Below are 22558 nucleotides of genomic sequence, written 5' to 3'. Positions count from 1 at the left end.
TTGCAGTATATAAAGAAGAAAATACGAGTTGATGGTAGCGAAGGCGGTGACTCCTGCGGGAACTGCACGCTTAGTAAGACGCAACAAACGACGCGATAGCGACGGTTGCGGCTTACGGTGTGCCCGCGGAAAGCACCGCCGCAGCGGACATCAACGGCGCAGTAAAAAAGGGCTAGTTTCATTCTTTTGCAGTAAATAAAAAATTAGAAAAGAGTACGAGTTGATGGTAGCGAAGGCGGTGACTCCTGCAGGAACTGCACGCATAGTAAGACGCAACAAACGACGCGACAGCGACGGTTGCGGCTTACGGTGTGCCCGCGGAAAGCACCGCCGCAGCGGACATCAACGGCGCAGTAAAAAAAGGGCTAGTTTCATTCTTTTGCAGTAAATAAAAAATTAGAAGAGAACACGAGTTGATGGTAGCGAAGGCGGTGACTCCTGCGGGAACAGCACGCTCAGTAAGACGCAACAAACGACGCGACAGCGACGGTTGCGGCTTACGGTGTGCCCGCGGAAAGCACCGCCGCAGCGGACATCAACGGCGCAGTAAAAAAAAGGGCTAGATTGATTCCAGTCAATCTAACACTTTTTCTCTTTTGTCCTCGCTCGAAGCTTTGACCTCTCAAATGCCCCATCACTTCTCTTCAACTAGCGCCATCGTTTCTGCTAATGTAGCCATATTGCTCATCATCGAACAAGCTGCATCTAGAATTGGAAAGGCTAGTGCTGCACCAGAGCCCTCTCCCAATCGCATATTCATATGAAGCATCGGCTCAACTCCTAGCAATTCGGCTGCTATTTTGGCACCCGGCTCTTCAGAGGCATGTGAAGGTATAATATAGTCTTGTACTTTTGGTTCAAGTTCATATGCTAATAGTGCTGCTATTGTAGAAATAAAGCCATCAATCACAACTGGTTTCCGATTTGCAGCTGCAGCTAGGATACTACCCGCCATCGCACCTATTTCTAACCCTCCCACTTTTGCAAGTATATCCAGCGCATCATGACGATTAGGTTTATTTATTTCAATGGCCTTTTGAATAATCGCTACTTTATGTTCAATTCCTCCTGCCCCAAGCCCTGCACCGAATCCCGTCACTTCCTGTGGATGACAACCACGAAGTACTGATAATATAGCCGCACTCGGTGTTGTATTGCCGATGCCCATTTCACCTGTACCAAGAACATTTGCCCCTTTTGCTATTTCTGCTGTTGCAATTTCAATACCTACTTCAATTGACTGGATTGCCTCTTCCCTTGTCATTGCTGGACCTTTTGCCATATTGTCTGTACCATGCTTAATTTTTTTCATTAACACCTTTGCATCAAGCGGTATATCCTCTTTGACTCCAACATCTACCGTTACAATTTTTGCATTTGTTATTTTGGCAATTGCACAAACACCTGTTACCCCTTTTGGGAAATTTAATGTTTGTAAAAACGTGACATTTTGCGGATTTGATGTTACCCCCTCTTCACAAACACCATGATCAGCTGCACAAACAATGATTACTTTGTTATCAAGTTTTGGATATAGTTCTCCCGTAATACCAGCTAATTGTATAGCTAGCGACTCCAGTTTCCCTAAACTGCTAGGAGGCTTGCTAAGTGAATCAATACGTTCCTTAGCTTTTTCCTTCATTGTATTATTAGTAGGTTGAATGCGTTGAATCGTTTGTTGTAATAATTGCATCATCATCTCTCCTTTTTTTAGCCATTTACATATAGAATGAAAAAAAATAGAAAAGCCTGTAGTTTATTTCATAACAAATAAACTACAGACTTTTCCATCGTCTATATCATTCAAAGCAATTAGGCAGGTCTCCTGGCTCAATTTCAACATTTTATAGAACCTTCCCAGCATAACGCTAGTGGTATTTTCTATAAAACTCCATTTTACAGTGGTGGGACCGCTAAAGCATTTCACTTTATTCCCTATTCTCCCATAATGGGCACCTAATGCTTTTATGTAATTACTTTAAATTTACGATAAAGTTTTTTTCGTGTCAATATTGGATAAAGTTTGCGTGACAGCATTTTGTGCACTGCCAATGTTAAGTATAAACTAAATAAAATAAGGTATTTAACAACTGAATTGTTAAATACCTGTGACCTACATTATTTAAATTCTAATTCCCCATCATAAGCAAGCATGCCGCCTTCTAGGTTTGTTACATCAAAGCCTTGTGCTTCTAAATATGCACATGCATTTGCTGAGCGTCCGCCAGCTTTACAGACGATAATGTAAGGTTTAGATCTATCTATTTCTTCTAAGCGCTCAGGGATTGTTCCAAGTGCAATATGCTTAGCGCCTGGAATGACACCTTGTGCTACCTCGTCATCTTCTCGCACATCGATAATGTATAAGTCCTCGTTCGCATCTAGTTGTTCTAATAATTGCGTTGTATCCATCGATTTCATCTTTACAGTCCTCCAATATATCAATTTCCTATTACATTATAGCGTGAACGAAAAAAAACAGCTAGTGATGTAACACTAGCTGCCTAAAAATGACTCTATTCTTCTGTCTCTAAAAATTCGACTTGCTTTGCTGGAACGAAAGTAGAAATTGCGTGTTTGTAAATGAGATGCTGTTTACTTTCAGCATCGACTAGTAATACTGTAAAGTTATCATAGGATTTCACTGTTCCTTTTAGCTGGAACCCGTTTAACAGAAACACAGTTACAAAAACACTGTTTTTACGTAGATGGTTCAAAAACGTATCTTGCAAATTGATTGATTTCATAGAATGCGCCTCCCCTACTCTCTTTCTACCTCTTCATTCCTATAGTAGCATGTTATCCCAATTTATCAATTAGTAATTTTTAGAAATTATTAAAGTTTTTAGTCTTTTTCAATAAAATGAATATCCATCTTATTGCGGAAATAAGTAAGTTGTCTTTTCGCATAGCGACGAGAATTTTGTTTTAAATTTTCAATTGCTTCTTCTAAAGTGCATCGACCATCTAAGTAATCATATATTTCCTTATAGCCAATTGCCTGAATTGACTGTACGCCTCGAATATTTTGCTGCCACAACCCTTGTACTTCTTGCAACAGCCCTTTGTCCATCATCAAATCTACTCTGCGATTTATGCGATCATATAACGCATCGCGTGACATATTTTCACCTAACCCTATAATTAAATGGCGATAAAGGGGGGTTTCTCCTCGATTGTGTTCTTCTGAGGCTTTTGAAACACCACTTAATTCAATCATTTCTAATGCTCGAATGACGCGTCGCGTATTGTTAGGGTGAATTGTTTCCGCCGTTTTCGGATCCAATGCTAATAGTTTTGCATGCATTGCTTCAGGACCTAACTTTTCTAGCTCCTCATAATAAGCCTTTCGTGCTACCTCATCTACTTGCTCCTCGGTAAATTGGAAATCATAGAGCACGGCTTGTACATATAACCCAGAGCCTCCAACAATAATTGGTAGCTTTCCTCGTGCTTGTATTTCACTAATTTTGGCACGTACCAATTTTTGATAATCTGCTACCGAAAAGGATTCTGTAGGCTCCTTGAAGCTTAATAAATGATGTGGGACACCTTGCATCTCTTCCGCAGTAATTTTCGCAGTACCAATATCTAGGCCTTTATAAATTTGCATGGAATCGCCGTTAATAATTTCACCATTAAACTTTTTTGCTAACTCAATGCTCAGTGCTGTTTTACCAGAGGCTGTTGGTCCTACGATTGCTACAACCTCTGCTTGCTGTATTTTATTTTGTATCATACTTTTCTAACCACCGTAATAAAACTTGATGAACCGCCTGATGATTGTCTTCATTTAAAATTTCATGTCGCTTATCTTCAAATAAATAGACTGTAACATCCTGTACACCTGCTGCTGCAAAGCGCTCTGCCACATTATACACACCGTGACCACTATCTCCAACAGGGTCCTTGCTACCACTTATCAAAAGGATCGGTAAGTTTTTATTTATTTTTTCAATCTCATTTTTTCGATTCAGTACCATAAGACCCGCCGTTAAATCAACAAAAAATTGATTGGTTGGTATAAAGCCACAATATGGATCATCAATATATTTTTGCACCTCGTGCTCTACAGAACATAACCAATCATATGCTGTTTTAGCATTTGGAACTTGCTTATTGAAGCTCCCAAAGCTCAATTTGTTTAGTAAAGGGCTCTCCATCTCTTTGCCTCGTTGCATTGCCAATACTTGTGCGACATAATGCCCAATCTTATGCAGTGTTGAGACATTACCTGTTCCACAAAGTATAACGTTATCCACGTCATTGCTGTAAAGTTGAATATACCTTCTAGCAATGAAAGAACCCATACTATGTCCGAACAAGATGAATGGCACATCTGCAAATTGAGCATGCATAGCTACAATCACTTCATGAGCATCTTCTACAACACGATCAAAACCATTTTTTTCAGCGAAAAAGCCTAATGTGCCGTTGTAAGATGCCGTTTCTCCATGCCCACGATGATCATGCATCGTCACTGCATAACCTGCTACACATAATTTTTGAGCAAATTTTATATAGCGACCACTATGCTCTGCCATGCCATGTAAAATATGAATATGACCTATGCATGGAATAGTCGGCGTTAATGTTCGCGTAAACACAAAATGTCCATCTGACATTTTCATATAACGCTCTTCCATATTACACCTCCACATCCGCAAAACTTGTCGCATCGATTATGGCTTGTTCTAATTGCGCAACATAGGTATTTCTTTGAGATTCTGAATAGTGAAAACGCTGTTGCATTACTTGAATTACTTGCTCCTTATATCGTTTCACTGCATCAATATCAAAGTATAATAATCCCGTGCGACGAATAAAGAAATCACAAGGTGTGTACACCATTTCCGCTTCTATACCATAGAGCAGCATCGCATGTAACACGAGAGGCATTGTACTGCCATGCTCATGTAAATACTTCACCTGATCAAATAAAGCGTCCACATTCGTTCCATACTTTTGCACAAGATGCTTCGCTTCATCATAGTTCAGGCCATACTGCACACCTTCTCTTGCTTTATAGGCAGTGTAATCTGGGAAATTAATGGCATTAATGCCCTTTGCACCAGATAGAGATAGTTCACGTGTCATACATGGACTAGCATGCTTAAATTTATGAGTTTTGACGATTTTATCAACGATTGTTTCTGCCATTTGGCGGTAGCCTGTTAACTTGCCACCTGCAATCGTCATCAAACCACTTGATGCTGTCCAAATCTCATCTTTACGCGAAATTTCAGAAGGGTCTTTCCCCTTTTCGAAAATAAGTGGACGTACACCTGCCCAAGAAGATTCAATTGTTTCTCTTGTAATTTCGGCTGTAGGAAATATATTTTTAGCAGCTTCAATTAAATAATCTACATCTTGTTGTGTTGCAGTAGGGTGTATAGGATTTCCTTCATAAACTGTATCCGTTGTCCCTATATAAGTTTTACCATCACGAGGAATAGCAAAAGCCATCCGACCATCTGGAATATCAAAATAGACGGCCTGTTGTAATGGGAAATGCTTTTGATTGAGGACGATATGGACACCTTTTGTCAGGCGTAATTGCTTTTTGTCCATCGCTTTATCCTTTTGTCGTACTTCATCTACCCAAGGGCCAGTAGCATTGACAATTTGCGCAGCATGAACTTCCACTACTTTTCCTGTTACATGATCTTTTACTTTTGCGCCAATTAGCTTTTTCTTGTTATATAAAAATCCTGTCATTTCCGCATAGTTTACACAAAGTGCGCCGTATTCAACCGCTTTTTTTAGCACTTCAATCGTTAACCGTGCATCATCTGTACGATATTCGACATAATAGCCACCTCCAACGAGCTCATCTCGCTTTAATAGAGGCTCAAGCGCTGCTGTTTCTTGTGCACTTAGCATTGTGCGGCGTTCTTTCTTTTTGACACCTGCTAATCGGTCATATACTTTTAATGCAATTGAAGTCGTTAAAGGACCAAGTGAACCATGCTTATATAAAGGCAACAGCATTTTTTCAGGTGTCGTTACATGAACAGCATTATCATAAACGATTTCGCGTTCACGTCCAACTTCAGCCACTACCCCCATATCAAATTGTTTTAAATATCGAAGTCCTCCGTGGATAAGCTTTGTCGAACGGCTTGATGTACCAGCAGCAAAGTCCTGCATCTCAATTAGTGCGACTGATAATCCTCTTGACGCGGCATCGAGTGCAATTCCAGCACCTGTAATACCACCTCCAATTACTAAAACGTCAAAGCTATATTGCTCTAAATAATCGATAATTTTAGGTCGATGCTCAAATGAAAACATACTTTCTCCCCCATTAGCTATGATTTAAATATACGTGTAGCCTCCACAGCTCTTTGCCAGCCCGCATATAAATTTGCGCTTTGCTCTGTGGTCATTTTAGGTTGATAGGTTTGCCCATTTGCCCATAATGCAGCTAACGCCTCTTTATTTTCCCAAAATCCTGTTGCAAGTCCTGCTAAATAGGCTGCCCCGAGTGCAGTCGATTCATTAAGCTTTGCTAACTCCACCTCTAACTGTAAAATATCACTTTGAAATTGCATTAAGAAGCCGTTACTTACAGCTCCTCCATCTACCCGCAATACTTCAATTGGCATGCTCGCAGCTTCCTTCATTGCATCCAGTACATCTTTCGTCTGGTAAGCCAATGATTCAAGCGTTGCGCGGATAAAATGCTCTTTAGAAGTCCCCCGCGTCAAACCAAAAATAGCGCCACGAGCATCCGTATCCCAGTATGGTGTTCCTAATCCTACAAATGCAGGTACTACGTATACACCATCTGTATCAGCTACCTTTGTTGCATATTTTTCAGATTCCTTAGCAGTGCGAATCATTCGAAGACCATCGCGCAACCATTGAATTGCTGAACCTGCCACAAAAACACTGCCCTCTAACGCATAAGTCACCGTGCCATCAATGCCCCAAGCAATCGTTGTAAGCAAGCCATTTTCAGAATGGATTGCCTGTTCGCCCGTGTTTAACAACATAAAACAGCCAGTGCCATACGTATTTTTAGCCATGCCTTTCGCAAAGCATGTTTGACCAAAGAGTGCTGCCTGCTGGTCACCAGCAATGCCTGCAATTGGCGTTTCCTCACCAAAAAATATACTTGGTGCTGTTTTCGTATAAATCTCTGACGAATTTCTTACTTCTGGTAACATCGTCATTGGAATATTTAATAGTTCACAAAGCTCTTCGTCCCATTTTAGTTCATGGATGTTATAAAGTAATGTCCGCGCCGCATTTGAATAATCCGTAATATGTGCCTTCCCTTTTGATAATCGCCAAACAATCCAAGAATCAATCGTGCCAAATAGTAAATCGCCATTTTCTGCCTTATGACGTGCCCCTTCAACATTGTCTAAAATCCATTTAATTTTTGTTGCAGAGAAATAAGAATCGAGACGTAACCCTGTCTTTTGCTGAAACATTTTTTCATAGCCTTGTTCCTTTAGCTCTGAAACAATATCCTGCGTTTGTCTTGATTGCCAAACGATAGCATTGTAAACAGGCTGACCAGTATGTTTATCCCAAACTACCGTAGTTTCCCGCTGATTTGTAATGCCAATTGCATGGACCTCACTTGCTTCATGACCACTTTCAGTTAACACAGCTGCTATAACTGCGAGCACTGATCCCCAAATTTCATTGGCGTTATGCTCCACCCAGCCTGCCTTCGGAAAATACTGCTGAAATTCCTTTTGGGCAACATGGACAATTTCACCTTTATGATTGAATAAAATCGCTCTTGAGCTTGTCGTCCCTTGATCAATTGCTAAAATAAATTCACCCATTCATTCTCCCCCTTAGGTTTTCACACCAGGCTCTTGATCGCTGTAGCTTTTCTTTATTTACTGCGACCACATTGCTTAGCTATTACTACATTACCCGTTTGAACATTTTTTCCACTTCATAGGTTGTAAAATGAATTAGTACTGGCCGACCATGCGGACAAGTAAATGGATTATCTGCTTCACGTAAATCATCTAGCAATGCAACCATTTGCTCTTTCGTTAAATAATGATTAGCCTTAATAGACTTTTTACAGCTCATCATAATAGCTGCCGCCTCACGCATTTTTTTAACATCCGCTTTTTTTGTCGTCAACACTTGCTCAATTAAATCCTCAATAATGTCTTGCTCCTCGCCATTCGGGAACCAACTAGGGTGCTCACGAATCACAAATGATGACTGTCCAAAATCCTCTAAAAACACGCCAACTGCCTCTAGCTGCTGTTTATTTTCACGCAGTATAAGCGCCTCATCTGCTGCGTAATGGAAGGTCAAGGGAAGTAATAATGTCTGTCGTTCGTTCGGATTAACTTGCCCAACCTTTTCACGGAAAAATTCGTATTTAATACGCTCCTGTGCGGCATGTTGGTCGATTAAATAAAAGCCGTCCTCCATTTGCGCCACAATATATGTCCCATGAATTTGTCCTACAACCTCAAGAGCAGGGAATGGTTCTTTTTTAGGCTCTTCTATTTGAGTTTCTTCAATGTGAGGCTCCTCATTTAAAATTTCGCTATGCGCTATTGGTGCCTCTACTTCAACCTGATTAGTTTCTAATTGTTGCATTGGTTGCCAGCTCTCTTTTGTAACAGTAGCTGGGGCTAAAGGCTCCTCGTCGGGCAATATGCTAGATTCCTGAACAGTTTGCGCATCATAAAGCTTTTCAACGATAGCATTCATTTTTTCGACGTCCAGCTTCGGGGTAGGCTTCCATATATTTAACTGTTCTGTTGCGGGTTTCGGAATTTTTTCTTTCTTTTCCATTAGAGGTACACGCATCACTTCTCGAATTTTGCCACGAATCGTTTCTTCGATTAATTTTAGTAGCTCTGGTTCTTTACTTAAACGGATTTGATGTTTCGCTGGATGGACATTTACGTCTGTTAAATAAGGATCGCCTTCAATATAAAGTGCTACAATTGGAAAACGTTCAATGGGTAAATACGTATGATACGCATCGATAATTGCCTTTTGCACCAAATAATGCTTCACCCAACGACCATTGACAAACAGCGACATATAATTTTTAGAAGCACGTGTCACCTCTGGTAAAGATACAAAGCCCGACACCTTATAGTCATGGGATTCCCCTTGAAACGGCACCATTTTTTTCGCATTATGCACGCCATAAATTGCGGCCAGTACTTGCTGTACATCGCCTCGTCCATTTGTCTGTAATAACTGCTGACCATTATGTAGCAATCGAAACGCAATTTGGGGATTACCAAGCGCTAGACGGTTCATAAGATCAATTGTATGTCCAAGCTCTGTTTGTATCGTTTTCATATATTTTAAACGTGCAGGTGTATTGAAAAATAGCTGTGCCACTGTAATATCTGTTCCTTTACGTAAAGGCCCAGGCTTTTGCATTTTTACATGGCCTCCCTCTAATTCCACATACGTCCCTGATTCACCAGTTGAAGTTATCATCGTCATTTTAGATACCGATGCAATGGATGCTAATGCCTCCCCACGAAATCCTAATGTACGAATACGAAATAAATCATGCTCCTGATGAATCTTACTTGTTGCATGGCGGGAGAAAGAGATCAGTGCGTCTTCCTCATCCATCCCACTACCATTATCAATTACTTGAATTGAAGTGAGGCCCGCTTCTAGTAAAAAGACATCAATGGACGTACTACCAGCATCAATCGCATTTTCGACTAATTCTTTCACTACAGACGCTGGTCGTTCTACTACTTCCCCCGCGGCAATTCTATTGGATAGCCACGCGTCCATAATTTGAATTTTCCCCATGGCGCTTCACTCCTTTATTTTTTAGCGTTAACTAATTGCTGTTGTAATTCATATAAAATATTAATAGCCTGCATTGGTGAAGTGCCTAAAATATTCACCTTCTCCAAGCTTTTTAACACATCAGTCTCAGCTGAAGGCAACGCCGCTTCTTCTGTAAAGAGCGACATTTGTACTGGTTGCTCCACAACCTGTTGAGAAACAGGCACTTCATTACCCGCCTCAAAGTTTTCGAGCAATATACGAGCTCTCTCTAAAATTTCCTCAGGTAATTGGGCTAGCTGCGCAACATGAATACCATACGATTTATCTGCCGCTCCCTTTTTCACCTTGTGTAAAAAGACGACTGTGCCATTTTTTTCAGTGGCAGATACATGCACATTTTGTAAGCGTGGCAGCTCTTTTTCCAATGCTGTCAATTCATGATAATGGGTTGAGAAAAGTGTATTTGCGCCTATTTTGTCATGAATATATTCCATCATAGATTGTGCAAGACTCATCCCATCATAGGTAGATGTTCCACGACCAATTTCATCAAACAGCATTAAGCTATTTTTAGTAGCATGCATAATCGCATGCTGTGATTCTAGCATTTCCACCATAAACGTGGATTGACCTGCCGCTAAATCATCTGCTGCACCGATTCGTGTAAAAATTTGATCCGTAATTGGTAATCTTGCCTTTTCCGCAGGCACATAGCATCCCATTTGTGCCATTACTACTATTAAGGCAACTTGGCGCATATACGTACTTTTACCGGACATATTGGGCCCTGTAATAAGCATCATATTGTGTTTTTCCTCAAGCACACAATCATTTGGTACATACATTTGCTTATTGAGCATTTTCTCCACAACTGGGTGACGTCCTTCAATAATTTCAAGCGCACGTCCCTCATGAAACTCTGGCTTCGTAAAACGATATTTTTCAGAAACGCTTGCAAAGCTAAGCAATACATCTAACTCACTAATACTTGCTGCTAATGCTTGTACACGTGGAATAAATGATTTTAATTGTTCACGTATTTCAACGAATAACTTGTACTCCAATGCCAAGCTTTCTTCTTCAGCATTCAAAATAAGCGACTCTTTCTCTTTCAGTTCTTGCGTTATATATCGTTCTGCATTTGCGAGCGTTTGCTTCCGTTCATAGCGTGTTAAATCTGCTAAATGAATATTAGATTTTGTAATTTCTATATAATAGCCAAAAATACGGTTATAACCTATTTTTAAGTTTTTAATACCCGTTTTCGTACGTTCTGCTTGTTCTAATTGGGCAATCCAGTCCTTGCCATTGCGAGATGCATAGCGTAGTTCATCTAATCGTTCATGATAGCCATCTCGGATAACATCACCTTCTTTAATCGTGATTGGTGGGTTATCTGTAATAGCACTTGCCAATAATGTCTCAACGTCAGCACATGTATCGAGTGCTGCACCTAACTTGTGCAATGTTTCTTTATTTGCTCCAAGTAACTGCTGTTGGATAACGGGAACTTGTCGCAATGAATCACGAAGCTGCGCTAAATCACGCCCGCCTACATTACCAAATGCCACACGGCCAGCTAAACGTTCTAAATCATATACTTGTTTTAGCGAAATTTGTAATTCTGATCTTACAAAATATTCTTCTAACAAATCACTAACCATTGCAAGTCTATCTTCAATAGCTGTGCGTGATGCTAACGGTTGATGGAGCCACTGCTTCAGCTTACGTCCACCCATCGCTGTAACGGTGTCATCTAATAGCCATAACAATGTACCTTTTTGGTCGCCGCCACGAATTGATTGGATAAGTTCTAAATTACGCTTGGAGCTCGAATCGATACGTAAATAGTTTTTCATTTCATTGAAGGTAAACGCTTGGATATGAGAAAGTGAACGCATTTGTGTCTTATCAATATAATGAAGTAAACGAAGGCAAGCTACCTGTATAGTCACTGGCACCGCTTCTAAATAATTCGCCGCTTTGTCCATTGCCATTTCATCTTCTTCAACAGATAGAACAATACCAACATTCATAGCATGTTCTGCTAATAAAAGCTGTAAACTTTCTGTCACGATTAATTCTCGAATACCATAAGCTTGCATCTGCATCAGTAGTGCCTTGCCGTCCCCTTCAATTGTTGACGCAATTGCCTCACCTGTAGATAAATCCAAGTAGGCATAGCCAAATGTCATGGCATCCAACTGTTCTGCTGCCCCTATAAAATGATTGGTTTTACCATCTAGCGCCTTACCTTCCATAATAGTACCTGGCGTAATAAGTTGGACTACTTCACGTTTGACTACACCTTTTGCTTGCTTTGGATCCTCCGTTTGCTCACAAATTGCAACCTTATAGCCTTTTTGCACAAGTGTTTCAATATAATTTTTTGCTGAGTGATGAGGTACGCCACACATCGGAATACGCTCCTTAGCACCTGCATCTCGGCTTGTTAATGTAATTTCTAAAATTTGTGATGCATTAACCGCATCTTCAAAAAACATTTCGTAAAAATCACCTAATCTAAAAAATAAAAAGGCATCCTTATAATCTTCTTTTACTTGCAAATATTGTTGCATCATTGGTGTATAAGTTGTCATTTAAAAATTCCCTCGCTCTTGCCATTTAAATCAAATACGCATAGTATATTTGCGTTTAGATATTTTATATTTTGTGCTTAAATATGCAATTTGTAGTTACACGTTAACAATTGCACTAAATACATACAGCTTGTAAAGGCTGCAATATCCATTATGTGTGCTTTGTTTTCATTCAACCAAAATGCTAACCTACTATTATTTTTTGCTACATAAGTCTTCATCCATTGATCGTTATATTTATTATAACAAAAGATACATGCGAAACGCTTATTTCACCTTTGTAAAGATGCTAGCATTTCGCATGTATCAAAAAATATTATCTTGGTTTTTATCTAGGACGTTCATCAGGAAACGACGAGGACTCTAAAACAAATCTTCCTTCACTGCTTGAGCTGCTAGAAGAACTGGAGCTTGAACTAGAACTTGATGAGGAAGATGAGCTTTCATCATTAAAATTCCATTCCTCTTCGAAATCTAGCGGATGTACACTAATACAAATTGTCATTTCACCCATTACTTCAACAACAGTCTCGCGTTCTACTACAATTTCAAATTTTGTTCCACATGGAGAAATTACCGCTTCCATGCAATTTGGTTCTTGTATTACACGCACACGCACATCATCGCCAACTGTAACTTCGCCATCTCTAAAATTAAGTTTTACCTTGTCTTTATAGTGAACCGTTTCTGAAAACACTGCTGTTTTCGAATGATTACTATAAGCATACCATACATTCACATCAAACTTTCCTGACACTTCTACAAATTTACCGACTTTTTTTGCTGAACAAGTATGGTTGATTACCCAGCAACCGAGAATACTCGTCGGTTTATTTGTTGGACATAACGTTACACGTTCTTCCGTTCTCTTCTTCCCTTTGGCAACTACTGCTTTCGTCACGATTTGTCGTAAACGTTTCAGCGCAATTCCTCCTTCGACTCTTTTCACTCCATCATATGCAGGGGGCGCCCATTGGGTGAACGTATTTCATAGAATCGAATCGACTTCCTTTCTACATCTTTTCATTCAACAGCTTTCATATAGGCTTTTTTTATGTATAAATCCTTACCTAAAGTTCGGCATAAAAATAGCCCGAATGCAGTTATTCGGGCTATTTCTTCTATATTTAATTATGAACAGCTACCTGGTTGAGAATTTTGTACAGAAGATCCAGTTTCACCGCGCAATACATCGCCACCTGTTGAACGCACAATTTCATTTGTAACGTTATTGGCAATTGTATTCGACACTAATTGTAATAAGTCATTTACATCACCTTGTGATTCTTTAAATTGCTGCACAACAGGAATAGCATTAATTTCTTCTTCAATTTTTTCAATTTTGTCTTCGATCATTTTTAATGCTTTTTCTTTACCTAAGTGTTGAAAGTTAACTGCTTGTTTTTGTAAGCTTTTTAAGCTAGCAATACGTTCACGAACAAGTTGGTTTTCATTAATTTGTGCTTCAGCTTTTTTAAAAAAATCGACTTCTGGTGTATTCGCAATCATATGCGCAATTTCATGGGATTTTTTAATTAAATCTTCTTTTGTATACAATACTTGTGTCATTTACGCTTCCACCTTTTCATTTTTTACTACTTCCACAAATTCTCCAGTTAATGAATAAGAAGTAGCTTCCGTTATTTTCACTTTCACTAACTGTCCAATCAACTCTGTTGGCGCTTTGAAATTCACTAGGCGATTTTTACGTGTATAGCCCGCAAGCACATCATCACGACGTTTACTTGTGCCCTCCACTAATACTTCCACAATTTCGCCTTTCAAGCCTTCTAACGCTTTTCTAGAATACTCTTGTACGACCGCATTTAAACGATGTAAACGCTCTTTTTTAACCTCTTCTGGTACATTATCGACCATCTTCGCAGCTGGCGTACCTTCTCGAGGAGAGTAAATATACGTAAAGGCCATTTCAAAGCCTACTTCACGGTATAACGAAATAGTCTCTTCGAATTGCTCCTCTGTTTCGTTTGGATAACCAACAATAATATCTGTTGTTAACGTTACACCTGGGATTGCTGCTTTAATCTTATCTACTAAGCTTAGGAAATGCTCACGACTATATTTGCGTGCCATAATTTTCAACACTTCATTTGAGCCTGATTGTACTGGTAAATGAATGTGTTCAACCAAGTTGCCACCTTTTGCTAGTACTTCAATTAAATAATCATCAAAATCACGTGGGTGACTCGTTGTAAAGCGAATACGCGGAATATCGATTTTTCGCAATTCATCCATTAAATCACCTAAACGGTAATCAAGGTCCTCAAAGTCTTTGCCGTAAGCGTTGACATTTTGACCGAGGAGCATTATCTCTTTATAGCCCGCCGCAGCTAGCTCACGAACTTCAGCAATAATTTCCTCTGGACGTCGACTGCGTTCTTTTCCTCGCGTATATGGCACGATACAATACGTACAAAACTTGTCACAGCCGTACATAATATTGACCCAAGCTTTAATGGACCCTAAACGTTTCTTCGGCAAGTTTTCAATAACGTCGCCCTCTTTAGACCAAACTTCTACAACCATTTCCTTCGACATGTAAGCTTCTTTTAAAATATTTGGCAGACGGTGAATATTGTGCGTTCCAAATACCATATCGACGTGTGGGTATGTTTTTAATATTTTATTTACTACAGATTCTTCTTGTGACATACAGCCACATACACCAATTAACATTTCTGGATTTTTACGTTTATATTTTAGCAGGAAACCAAGCTCTCCAAATACTTTGTTTTCTGCATTTTCACGGATTGCACATGTATTCAGTAACACCACATCTGCTTCCTCGATAATCTCTGTTGAAGTATAGCCAAGCTGCATAAAGATCCCAGCCATCACTTCCGTATCATGCTCATTCATTTGGCAACCATATGTACGGATATAGAATGTCCGTCCCTCACCCATGCCAGCAAATTGTTCTGCAATTTGGAAGTCTTTATGGTATTTCACTTCTTCTTTGCCACGTTTTTTTGCATCTTTTAATGAAGGTGCTGTAAAGACCTTCTCAAAATATTTACTATAATCCTTTTCAGGCTTGTCTTCTTTTTTTGGTTGATTGACTTGTTGACTAGTTAATCGTTGTTCCTCATTCATTGCAGGTCAGGTAACTCCTTTCAAACGAAATCCGTGCATTCGAATTCCCATTTTACTATTATACTGAATGATTACTACTTCCTACAAGGTTTGTGTACTAAATGTCGTGGTTTCGACTTAAATACACTTCTTATTAAAAATATTCCGTCGTTCTTGTCTATTGCTTCATAATAAACAAGGAGGCTGGGACAAAAGAGAAAAAGTGTTAGATTGACAGTAATCAAACTAACACTTTTTGGCAATGTCGTTTGTCCACTACGGCGGTGCTTTCCGCGGGCACACACGTAAGCCGCAACCCCCGCTATCGCGTGGTCTGTTGCGTCTTACGCTGGGTGCATTAAAGTAGTCACCGCCTTCGCTACCAACAACAAGTATAACTGTTTAAATGCATGACACTTAGCATAGATACCTAGAAAAAATCACCGATGACATTATCAACGGTGATTTTTGTTATAACGCTATATATTTTTTTGTACGTTGATTGAATCCTACAAGATGTTGAACACCTAAGCTTTTTAGTAAATCGGCATTATCAAATGTATATTTCCCTAAATCATCAGGGAAGTGGGCGTCCGAAGAAACGGTAAACTCTACACCATGTTGCACTAAAACTTGCAAAAACAATGGCCCAGGGCACATTTCTTGGACGGGATAGCGATAATATAATCCTGCATTAATTTCTGTAGCTGTTTGTGTATGGACGAGCGCTTGTGCAATTTGTTCATACCATTGAAGATTAAATGCCTCATCCTCAACATAATAATTAAAGACTTTAAAGTTATCCAGGTGAGCTACGAAATCAAACATATTAGACTGTATCATTTGCAAGACCGTTGTAAAAAACTGCGCATAGTTCATCTGCAGTGTTGTGGGCGCCATATTAGCAAACAGATGCTCCGTTTGTGGATTATCAAAGCCCCAGCCATCTACAAAATGAACAGAACCAATTACATAATCCCAATGTTGTCCTTGTAATAGTGACGTCAATTCTTTCTCGCCACCTACAAAGTAATCCGCTTCAATACCTAGCTTTAACTCGACACCATGCTGACGCCATCTTTTTTTTGCTTTTGCTATCGCTAATACGAAATCGTCCATATTTTCAGTCATCACACTATCTAGCCAGTATCGTTGCAGTTGACCGATTTCTTGTGAATCATCTAATTGCATATATTGTTCAAAATAGGCACGTGCTTCCTGAAAACGATACAAATGATCGACAATCCCAACCTCTTGTAAACCAAGTTGTTTTGCCTTTTGTAAATACAGATCGAGCCAGTCTTCACTATAACAGCCATTGTGTAATCGACTAGCCAACGCTGACACTTGCCATTCGACCAGCGCTTTTGAACCTTTAGCAGCACTGTTAGCCTCATGAAAGTGCGATATCGCACGTGTAGTTCGCTCCAGCCAACGGAAAGAATATGGCCCCTCCTCTAAATGTACATGGTAATCAATTGTCATCCACTTTTCCCTCCACTACATACAGTCCATTGTTCTTCATATTCGTGCCAGTCTTCTGGGCAAGCAATATCACACATGATTTCCGTACATTGAGCTAAATGACAGATTTGATAAAATGATTGACCATTAATTTTTGATGCATCAGCTAAAAGTATTGATTTCTTACTTTGCTGTAGCATCTTTTTGGAAATCAGTGATTCATCTAAATCATAATCATATACAATGCCATTCTTCATGCCGCCGCAAGATAAAAATGCTTTGTCAAAATTCATATTGCCTAACCATTCTAATGTCATTGCACCAGCAACCGAAGCTTGTCTAGGGTTTGTTGTTCCACCCAGTAATATAACTTTCCCTGTCATCCGTCTTTCTTCAATGGCAAGATTAAATTGTGCAGCAGCTGCTATGGAATGCGTAACAACAGTAATATCATCAATTGCCATTAAGTAATCTGCTATGTGTACTGTTGTTGTTCCTGTATCAACTGCTATCGTATCGCCATCACATATTCGCATCGCTGCCTGCCGAGCAATTGTACACTTTGCCTCTTTTTGCATTTGCAATTTCCGCAAAAATGCAGGTTCTGTTCGCACATTTGTATACTTAATTGCTCCTCCATGCACTCTCGTCAATAGATGCTGCTGCTCCAGCTCATCCAAATCCCGCCGAACCGTTTCAGGTGCGACGAACAGTGCTTCTGCGATATTTGTGACAATAATTTTTCCATCAAGCTCTAATTGCTTTAAAATAAATTCAAAGCGTTCAATTTTTGCATACGTCATGATAGTGCAATCACATCTTCCTTCGCCACGTAACACGCATAGTTTCTACCGAGTTCAAGCATTTGTCCTCGTTGATGTAATTGCTCCATTGTAAATACACAGTTACCTTCCAAAGTTGTACGAACGATATTGCCACTCATTAACGACTGTGTCGCAACACCTAAAAGACAAAGGTCTCCATCTTTCTTCTCGACATGAATAGCTTCAGGTCGAATGGCAAACTTCCCACTATCTCCAGGCAATTTTAATCCAACCATCGTCTCTAACACTTGGCGTGGAAAAACATTATAATGACCAATAAAGTTTGCAATAAACTCACTTTTTGGATTCATATAAATTTCTGTCGGTGTGCCACTTTGTGCAATTTCGCCATTACTCATAACAAATATTTTGTCTGATACTGCCATCGCCTCATCCTGATCATGGGTTACTAAAATCATTGTCATCCCAAGCTGTCGTTGGATTGCTCGTAAATCACTCTGTAATTTTTTCCGTATTTGCGCATCAAGCGCACTTAGTGGTTCATCTAAAAGTAACACTTTAGGTCGTACAACGAGCGCACGTGCAAGCGCAACACGTTGCTGTTGACCCCCAGACAATTCCTTTGGAAATGCATTCGCCTTTTCTGTCAAATGTACGATCGCTAGAATTTCCTGCACACGGTGCTCCACTTCAGCATTATTTATTTTGTGCATTCGTAAGCCAAAGGCAATATTTTCTTTGACGGTCATGTTCGGAAATAATGCATAGGATTGAAATACCATTCCAACCTGGCGCTCTTTCGGTTGGATGCCACCCATATTTTTTCCTTCAATTTGTATTTTTCCTGCTGTAGCATCCGTTAAGCCCGCAATAATTCGCAAAATAGTACTTTTCCCACAACCACTTGGCCCTAAAAGCGTAATAAATTGACCTTTTTCAATCGTGATATCGATATTTGATAAGACAGTTGTTTTTTCATATTTTTTATGAAGTCCTTCAATAACAATATAGCTCATACATTTGTCGCACCTTTCGAACGTTTCGTTAATATCGCAATCGCGAACGTTAATAAGCCCATAAGTACGATATAAATAAAGACGACCGCACTAGCAATATGACCACTCGTACTTAGCTTTTTCATTAAATAAATTTGTACAGTTTCAAAGCGCGAGCCTACTACTAAATTAATAAGTACAAATTCGCCAAATAGCACTGAAAATGATAATAGTGCGCCAACGAACAAGCCTGGATAAACGGTAGGTAACAGTATTTTCGTAAATGCCTGCATTTTCGTTGCACCTAATAATTGTGCGGCGTCCAACAGTTGCCTTGCATCTACATTACGCAAGCTATTGCGAGTCCCTTGATAAATATAAGGCAAAATACCAATTACGTAGGCACCCAATACGACCACTATCATCGGTACGCCTACTGTTGAATACACGCGGATTAATCCAACGGCTAATATAATGCCTGGAAATGAATACACCATAACGACTGCCACTTGAATCCATTTCTCATACTTTGGAAAATATAAAACTATGACAAATATCGCAGGGACAATAACGAATAATGCAATGGCGACCGCACTTCCTGCAAGGAAGACAGAACGTCCAAATGCCTGCATAAATGCTGCATCCTGAAATAGTGTAGCAAGCCACTTGAATGTCAGTCCCTCTGGGAAAATCGTTTTATGCCATTTTGATGAAAAGGCATAAAGCATTGTCGCTACAATTGGTAATAGCAAATACAACATTAAAAGGAGGAAGACGATATTAGCAAAGCCTCTTTTTTTCATCACAATTTCCCCCTTGTTTTCTTTATGCTCCATTCACTTATTAGCATTGCGGTCACCATCGTTACCGCCAGTAAGACGGCAATAGCACTTGCTAACTCGGGTTGTGCAAAAATATCTCCCTTAATCAGTGCACCAATACGGATAGCAACTAAATTATAATTACTACTAGTTAGAGCGTATGCAGATGCATAGGCTCCCATTGCATTGGCAAATAACACGCTAAAGGTTCCCACAATACCTGGTAACATAACGGGTATTCCTATTTTCATCCAAAACTGAAAAGTCGAAGCACCTAAAAGCGCAGCCGCTTCCTTCCATTGCTGCTGTATGCCATCATAAATCGGATACAGTAGCATTAGTGCTAACGGCAGTTGGAAATATATATAAATGAGCAATAAACCACTCCAGCTATAAAGGGAAAAGGACGATAAAGCGCCTATTTCCCATTTTTCAAATAGCAATGTAAATAGCCCACTATTGCCAAGCAAGACAATAAACGCAAAAGCTAAAGGAATACCTGAAAAATTCGAAGTTAAATTTGTTACTATTAATATTTTCTCGCGTACTGGCTGTGAAAAGTTGGTCATCGCAAAAACTGCAAACAACGTAACTACTAGCGCTACTACAGCAGAAATGACCGATAACGTCACACTATTTTTAAACCCTTGTAAAATATAATTATTTGTTAATACAGATTTATATTGCGCCAACGTAAAACCTTCGTTATTACTAAAGCTCGTTACAAGCATGTACAGTAATGGCACTAGGAAAAATAACAATACAAGTAACAGGAAAGGTGTAAGCCAGGCAAAAGATTGCCGCTTGGATATCAAAACTATCACTTCTTTCTAACTTATAAATATATAAACTTTAATGCTAAAGGGCATGAATTCAACTAATTCGTTTGTTTTAATGTCTGTACACCTTCTAATAATAGAGGGACCATCTCTTCAGAAGGCTCTATATTCATTAAATGACAACAGAGGGGTGCGACTTGCAGCTGAGACACCACGCCATCCTTCACACCTGCTTTTACAGCTTGGGAAATGACAAACATTGGTACATGTCGATCCTCAATCGTCGACCCGCCATGATTGCCATCACTTGTCATCCCATGATCTGCCGTCACAATTACTTCGTACCCCTGTGCCATACATTTTGGTATAAACAGCGACAATAGTGCATCTACAGCCAATACGCGATTACGATATGGCGCTGAGTCTGCTGTAAACTTATGCCCATCATCATCTACATTCATCGGGTGAATATATAAGAAATCGGGTTGCTTTTGATCCATTAACCACGCTGCCTCTGCAAACAAATGACTATCTGGGTAATGGTCTTCAAAATAGAACAAGCCATTTTCAATCGGGAGCTTTGTATCGAACTGTAAACGGTCCTCCATATGCTGGAATGGCGCTCGATTGTATAGCTCACTTACCCAATAGTAAGCAGCTGCTGCTGTAGATAAACCATTGGACTTCGCCAAATGAAATAAACTAGTTTGTGTCGATAAGCGCACCGATATATTACTTGTTACACCATGAACGATTGGTGGAGTTCCCGTTAAAATCGTTTCATATAATGGTCTCGATAAAGACGGTACTTCAGAACGAACCTCGAAACGTGAAGCCAAATTACGTTCTACTAAATGTTGCATAAATCCCATATGTGTACATGCTGTATCAAATCGAAGGGCATCAATGACAATGAGAGCGACTTTTTTATTTGGCATGAATTAATACCTGCTCTTGATACATTTGTGGAATTTGTTTTGTCGTTTCTTCCCACTGCTTTTGATCATTAACTGGTTGTGCATTTTTATACATTTCTGCAGGTAGTAATAAATCCTGTACTTGCTGTGATAACTTCACATTCTCACGAATTGGTCGTGCGTAACCTTTTGCTAAATTTTCTTGTCCAGCATCCGATAAAATATATTCTCGTGTTAACATGGCCGCATAAGGGTTTTTCGCATACTTATTTATTATCGTGGCATAGCCTGATGTTACAGAGCCTTCTGAAGGAATTACCACATCAAAGCGTTTTTCATCAATTTGATGACGATAGCCTAATGCATTAAAGTCCCATAAGATTGCTACATCAATTTCGCCTTTTTCTAAATTAGCGACTGATGGATCTCCCTGCAAACGCCCTTGTTGCGCTAATTCCGCAAAGAAATCAATACCTGGTTGAATATTCGATTCATCGCCTCCGAAAGCCATTGCTGCGGCTAAAATCGCAAATTGTGCTTGGTTTGCTGTTAAAGCATCCCCTATGCTGACATGATAATCTCCATTTTTAAGATCCTCCCAAGAGGTTGGTGCATTTTTCACATTGTTTGTGTCTGTTAAAAATGAAATTGTGCCTGTATAGCCAACAATCCAATGGCCTTCATCATCTTTCGCCCATTCAGGAATATCATCCCAATACGATGTTTTGTATGGCAATGTTAAGCCTTTATCTTTGGCAATTGGTCCAAAGGCAATCCCTACATCCCCAATATCAGCAGTAGCATCATCTTTTTCAGCTTCAAATTTTGCTAGTTCTTCCGCACTCGACATATCTGTATCCTGATGCTTGATGGCATATTCACTATCAAGCTCTTGCCAAGTCTCTACCCAGTTTGCCCATGTATCTGGCATTCCGACTGAATGAACAGTTCCTTCTTGTTTCGCTTGTTCCGTAATTTCTTCAAGTGTTGCATCACTATTTACCTCATTTGAAGTAGAAGAACTGTCTGAGCAAGCCGCCAACATTGAAATTGCTAATGCACCGATTAAGCCTTTCTTCCATAACTTTTGAATTGCCATGAGTTGGACCCTCCATTTGTTTGTGTTTATTTTTATTTGCTTACAACAGTAATCTTATAAAACAAACATTAAGCAAGTATGGATGGCTTAAAAATATTTCGTAAACATTATTGAGAGATTATAAATATATGTGAAGTTTTTGAAGTATTAGAGGAATTGTAAAGATGATTGTATTCTTTTGATGTAAAAAGAGGAATCTAGTTGTGTATGCGCACGTTTGTTTAGTCTTTCAGACGTGCA

The 22558-nt window shown here is 39.6% G+C and carries 19 protein-coding genes and 1 riboswitch; all 19 genes read right to left on the bottom strand.

Annotated elements, in window-relative coordinates; translation table 11 throughout:
* Positions 1-634 precede the first annotated feature (634 nt).
* Positions 635-1693: a nicotinate-nucleotide--dimethylbenzimidazole phosphoribosyltransferase gene (cobT, locus tag FH508_RS06040; protein ID WP_228134506.1), complete on the bottom strand. Its 1059-nt coding sequence runs from the start codon at positions 1691-1693 to the stop codon at positions 635-637.
* A 104-nt stretch (positions 1694-1797) separates the two neighbouring features.
* A riboswitch (cobalamin riboswitch) is annotated at positions 1798-1975 on the bottom strand.
* A 143-nt stretch (positions 1976-2118) separates the two neighbouring features.
* Positions 2119-2421, bottom strand: a complete 303-nt coding sequence (locus FH508_RS06035; RefSeq protein ID WP_228134407.1) for a rhodanese-like domain-containing protein — start codon at positions 2419-2421, stop codon at positions 2119-2121.
* A gap of 95 nt (positions 2422-2516) precedes the next feature.
* Positions 2517-2747: an RNA chaperone Hfq gene (gene hfq / locus FH508_RS06030; RefSeq protein ID WP_228134406.1), complete on the bottom strand. Its 231-nt coding sequence runs from the start codon at positions 2745-2747 to the stop codon at positions 2517-2519.
* 98 nt (positions 2748-2845) lie between these two features.
* Positions 2846-3739, bottom strand: coding sequence for a tRNA (adenosine(37)-N6)-dimethylallyltransferase MiaA (miaA, locus tag FH508_RS06025; protein ID WP_305068708.1), 894 nt, complete (start codon positions 3737-3739; stop codon positions 2846-2848).
* The gene (locus FH508_RS06020; protein ID WP_228134405.1) at positions 3726-4646 is read right to left on the bottom strand and encodes an alpha/beta fold hydrolase; all 921 of its coding nucleotides are present in this window, start codon (positions 4644-4646) and stop codon (positions 3726-3728) included. Before FH508_RS06020 ends, miaA begins: the two co-directional genes overlap by 14 nt.
* Before the next feature lies 1 nt (position 4647).
* Positions 4648-6294 (bottom strand): glycerol-3-phosphate dehydrogenase/oxidase, encoded by a 1647-nt coding sequence (locus FH508_RS06015; protein ID WP_228134404.1) that lies wholly within the window; start codon positions 6292-6294, stop codon positions 4648-4650.
* A gap of 17 nt (positions 6295-6311) precedes the next feature.
* Complete coding sequence (gene glpK / locus FH508_RS06010; protein ID WP_228134403.1) at positions 6312-7805, bottom strand: glycerol kinase GlpK; 1494 nt, start codon at positions 7803-7805, stop codon at positions 6312-6314.
* Positions 7806-7890: 85 nt separating this feature from the next.
* Entirely contained in the window at positions 7891-9783 is a 1893-nt protein-coding gene (mutL, locus tag FH508_RS06005; RefSeq protein ID WP_228134402.1) for a DNA mismatch repair endonuclease MutL, read from the bottom strand.
* A 14-nt stretch (positions 9784-9797) separates the two neighbouring features.
* Positions 9798-12365: a DNA mismatch repair protein MutS gene (gene mutS / locus FH508_RS06000; RefSeq protein WP_228134401.1), complete on the bottom strand. Its 2568-nt coding sequence runs from the start codon at positions 12363-12365 to the stop codon at positions 9798-9800.
* Between the two features lie 328 nt (positions 12366-12693).
* A complete protein-coding gene (gene cotE / locus FH508_RS05995) occupies positions 12694-13314 on the bottom strand; it encodes an outer spore coat protein CotE (protein WP_228134400.1) in 621 nt (206 codons plus the stop codon).
* A gap of 182 nt (positions 13315-13496) precedes the next feature.
* Entirely contained in the window at positions 13497-13934 is a 438-nt protein-coding gene (locus tag FH508_RS05990; RefSeq protein ID WP_228134399.1) for a YlbF/YmcA family competence regulator, read from the bottom strand.
* Positions 13935-15479: a tRNA (N6-isopentenyl adenosine(37)-C2)-methylthiotransferase MiaB gene (miaB, locus tag FH508_RS05985; protein WP_228134398.1), complete on the bottom strand. Its 1545-nt coding sequence runs from the start codon at positions 15477-15479 to the stop codon at positions 13935-13937. It lies immediately after the preceding gene.
* A gap of 450 nt (positions 15480-15929) precedes the next feature.
* Positions 15930-16943, bottom strand: coding sequence for a histidinol phosphate phosphatase domain-containing protein (locus FH508_RS05980; protein WP_228134397.1), 1014 nt, complete (start codon positions 16941-16943; stop codon positions 15930-15932).
* On the bottom strand, positions 16940-17725 hold the full coding sequence (locus tag FH508_RS05975) for a DeoR/GlpR family DNA-binding transcription regulator (RefSeq protein WP_228134396.1): 786 nt from the start codon (positions 17723-17725) through the stop codon (positions 16940-16942). Before FH508_RS05975 ends, FH508_RS05980 begins: the two co-directional genes overlap by 4 nt.
* The gene (locus FH508_RS05970; RefSeq protein ID WP_228134395.1) at positions 17722-18723 is read right to left on the bottom strand and encodes an ABC transporter ATP-binding protein; all 1002 of its coding nucleotides are present in this window, start codon (positions 18721-18723) and stop codon (positions 17722-17724) included. Before FH508_RS05970 ends, FH508_RS05975 begins: the two co-directional genes overlap by 4 nt.
* On the bottom strand, positions 18720-19505 hold the full coding sequence (locus tag FH508_RS05965; protein ID WP_228134394.1) for an ABC transporter permease: 786 nt from the start codon (positions 19503-19505) through the stop codon (positions 18720-18722). The genes FH508_RS05970 and FH508_RS05965 overlap by 4 nt, the downstream gene beginning before the upstream one ends.
* Complete coding sequence (locus tag FH508_RS05960; RefSeq protein WP_228134393.1) at positions 19505-20347, bottom strand: ABC transporter permease; 843 nt, start codon at positions 20345-20347, stop codon at positions 19505-19507. Before FH508_RS05960 ends, FH508_RS05965 begins: the two co-directional genes overlap by 1 nt.
* A 53-nt stretch (positions 20348-20400) precedes the next feature.
* A complete protein-coding gene (locus FH508_RS05955) occupies positions 20401-21240 on the bottom strand; it encodes an alkaline phosphatase family protein (protein WP_228134392.1) in 840 nt (279 codons plus the stop codon).
* Entirely contained in the window at positions 21230-22318 is a 1089-nt protein-coding gene (locus FH508_RS05950) for an ABC transporter substrate-binding protein (RefSeq protein WP_228134391.1), read from the bottom strand. Before FH508_RS05950 ends, FH508_RS05955 begins: the two co-directional genes overlap by 11 nt.
* Between the last annotated feature and the right edge of the window lie 240 nt (positions 22319-22558).

It is taken from the genome of Lysinibacillus sp. CD3-6, from assembly GCF_006351725.2.
Classification (GTDB): Bacteria; Bacillota; Bacilli; order Bacillales_A; family Planococcaceae; genus Lysinibacillus.
Note: the sequence above shows the minus strand (reverse complement) of the source record. Positions and strands in the feature narration are given on the sequence as shown.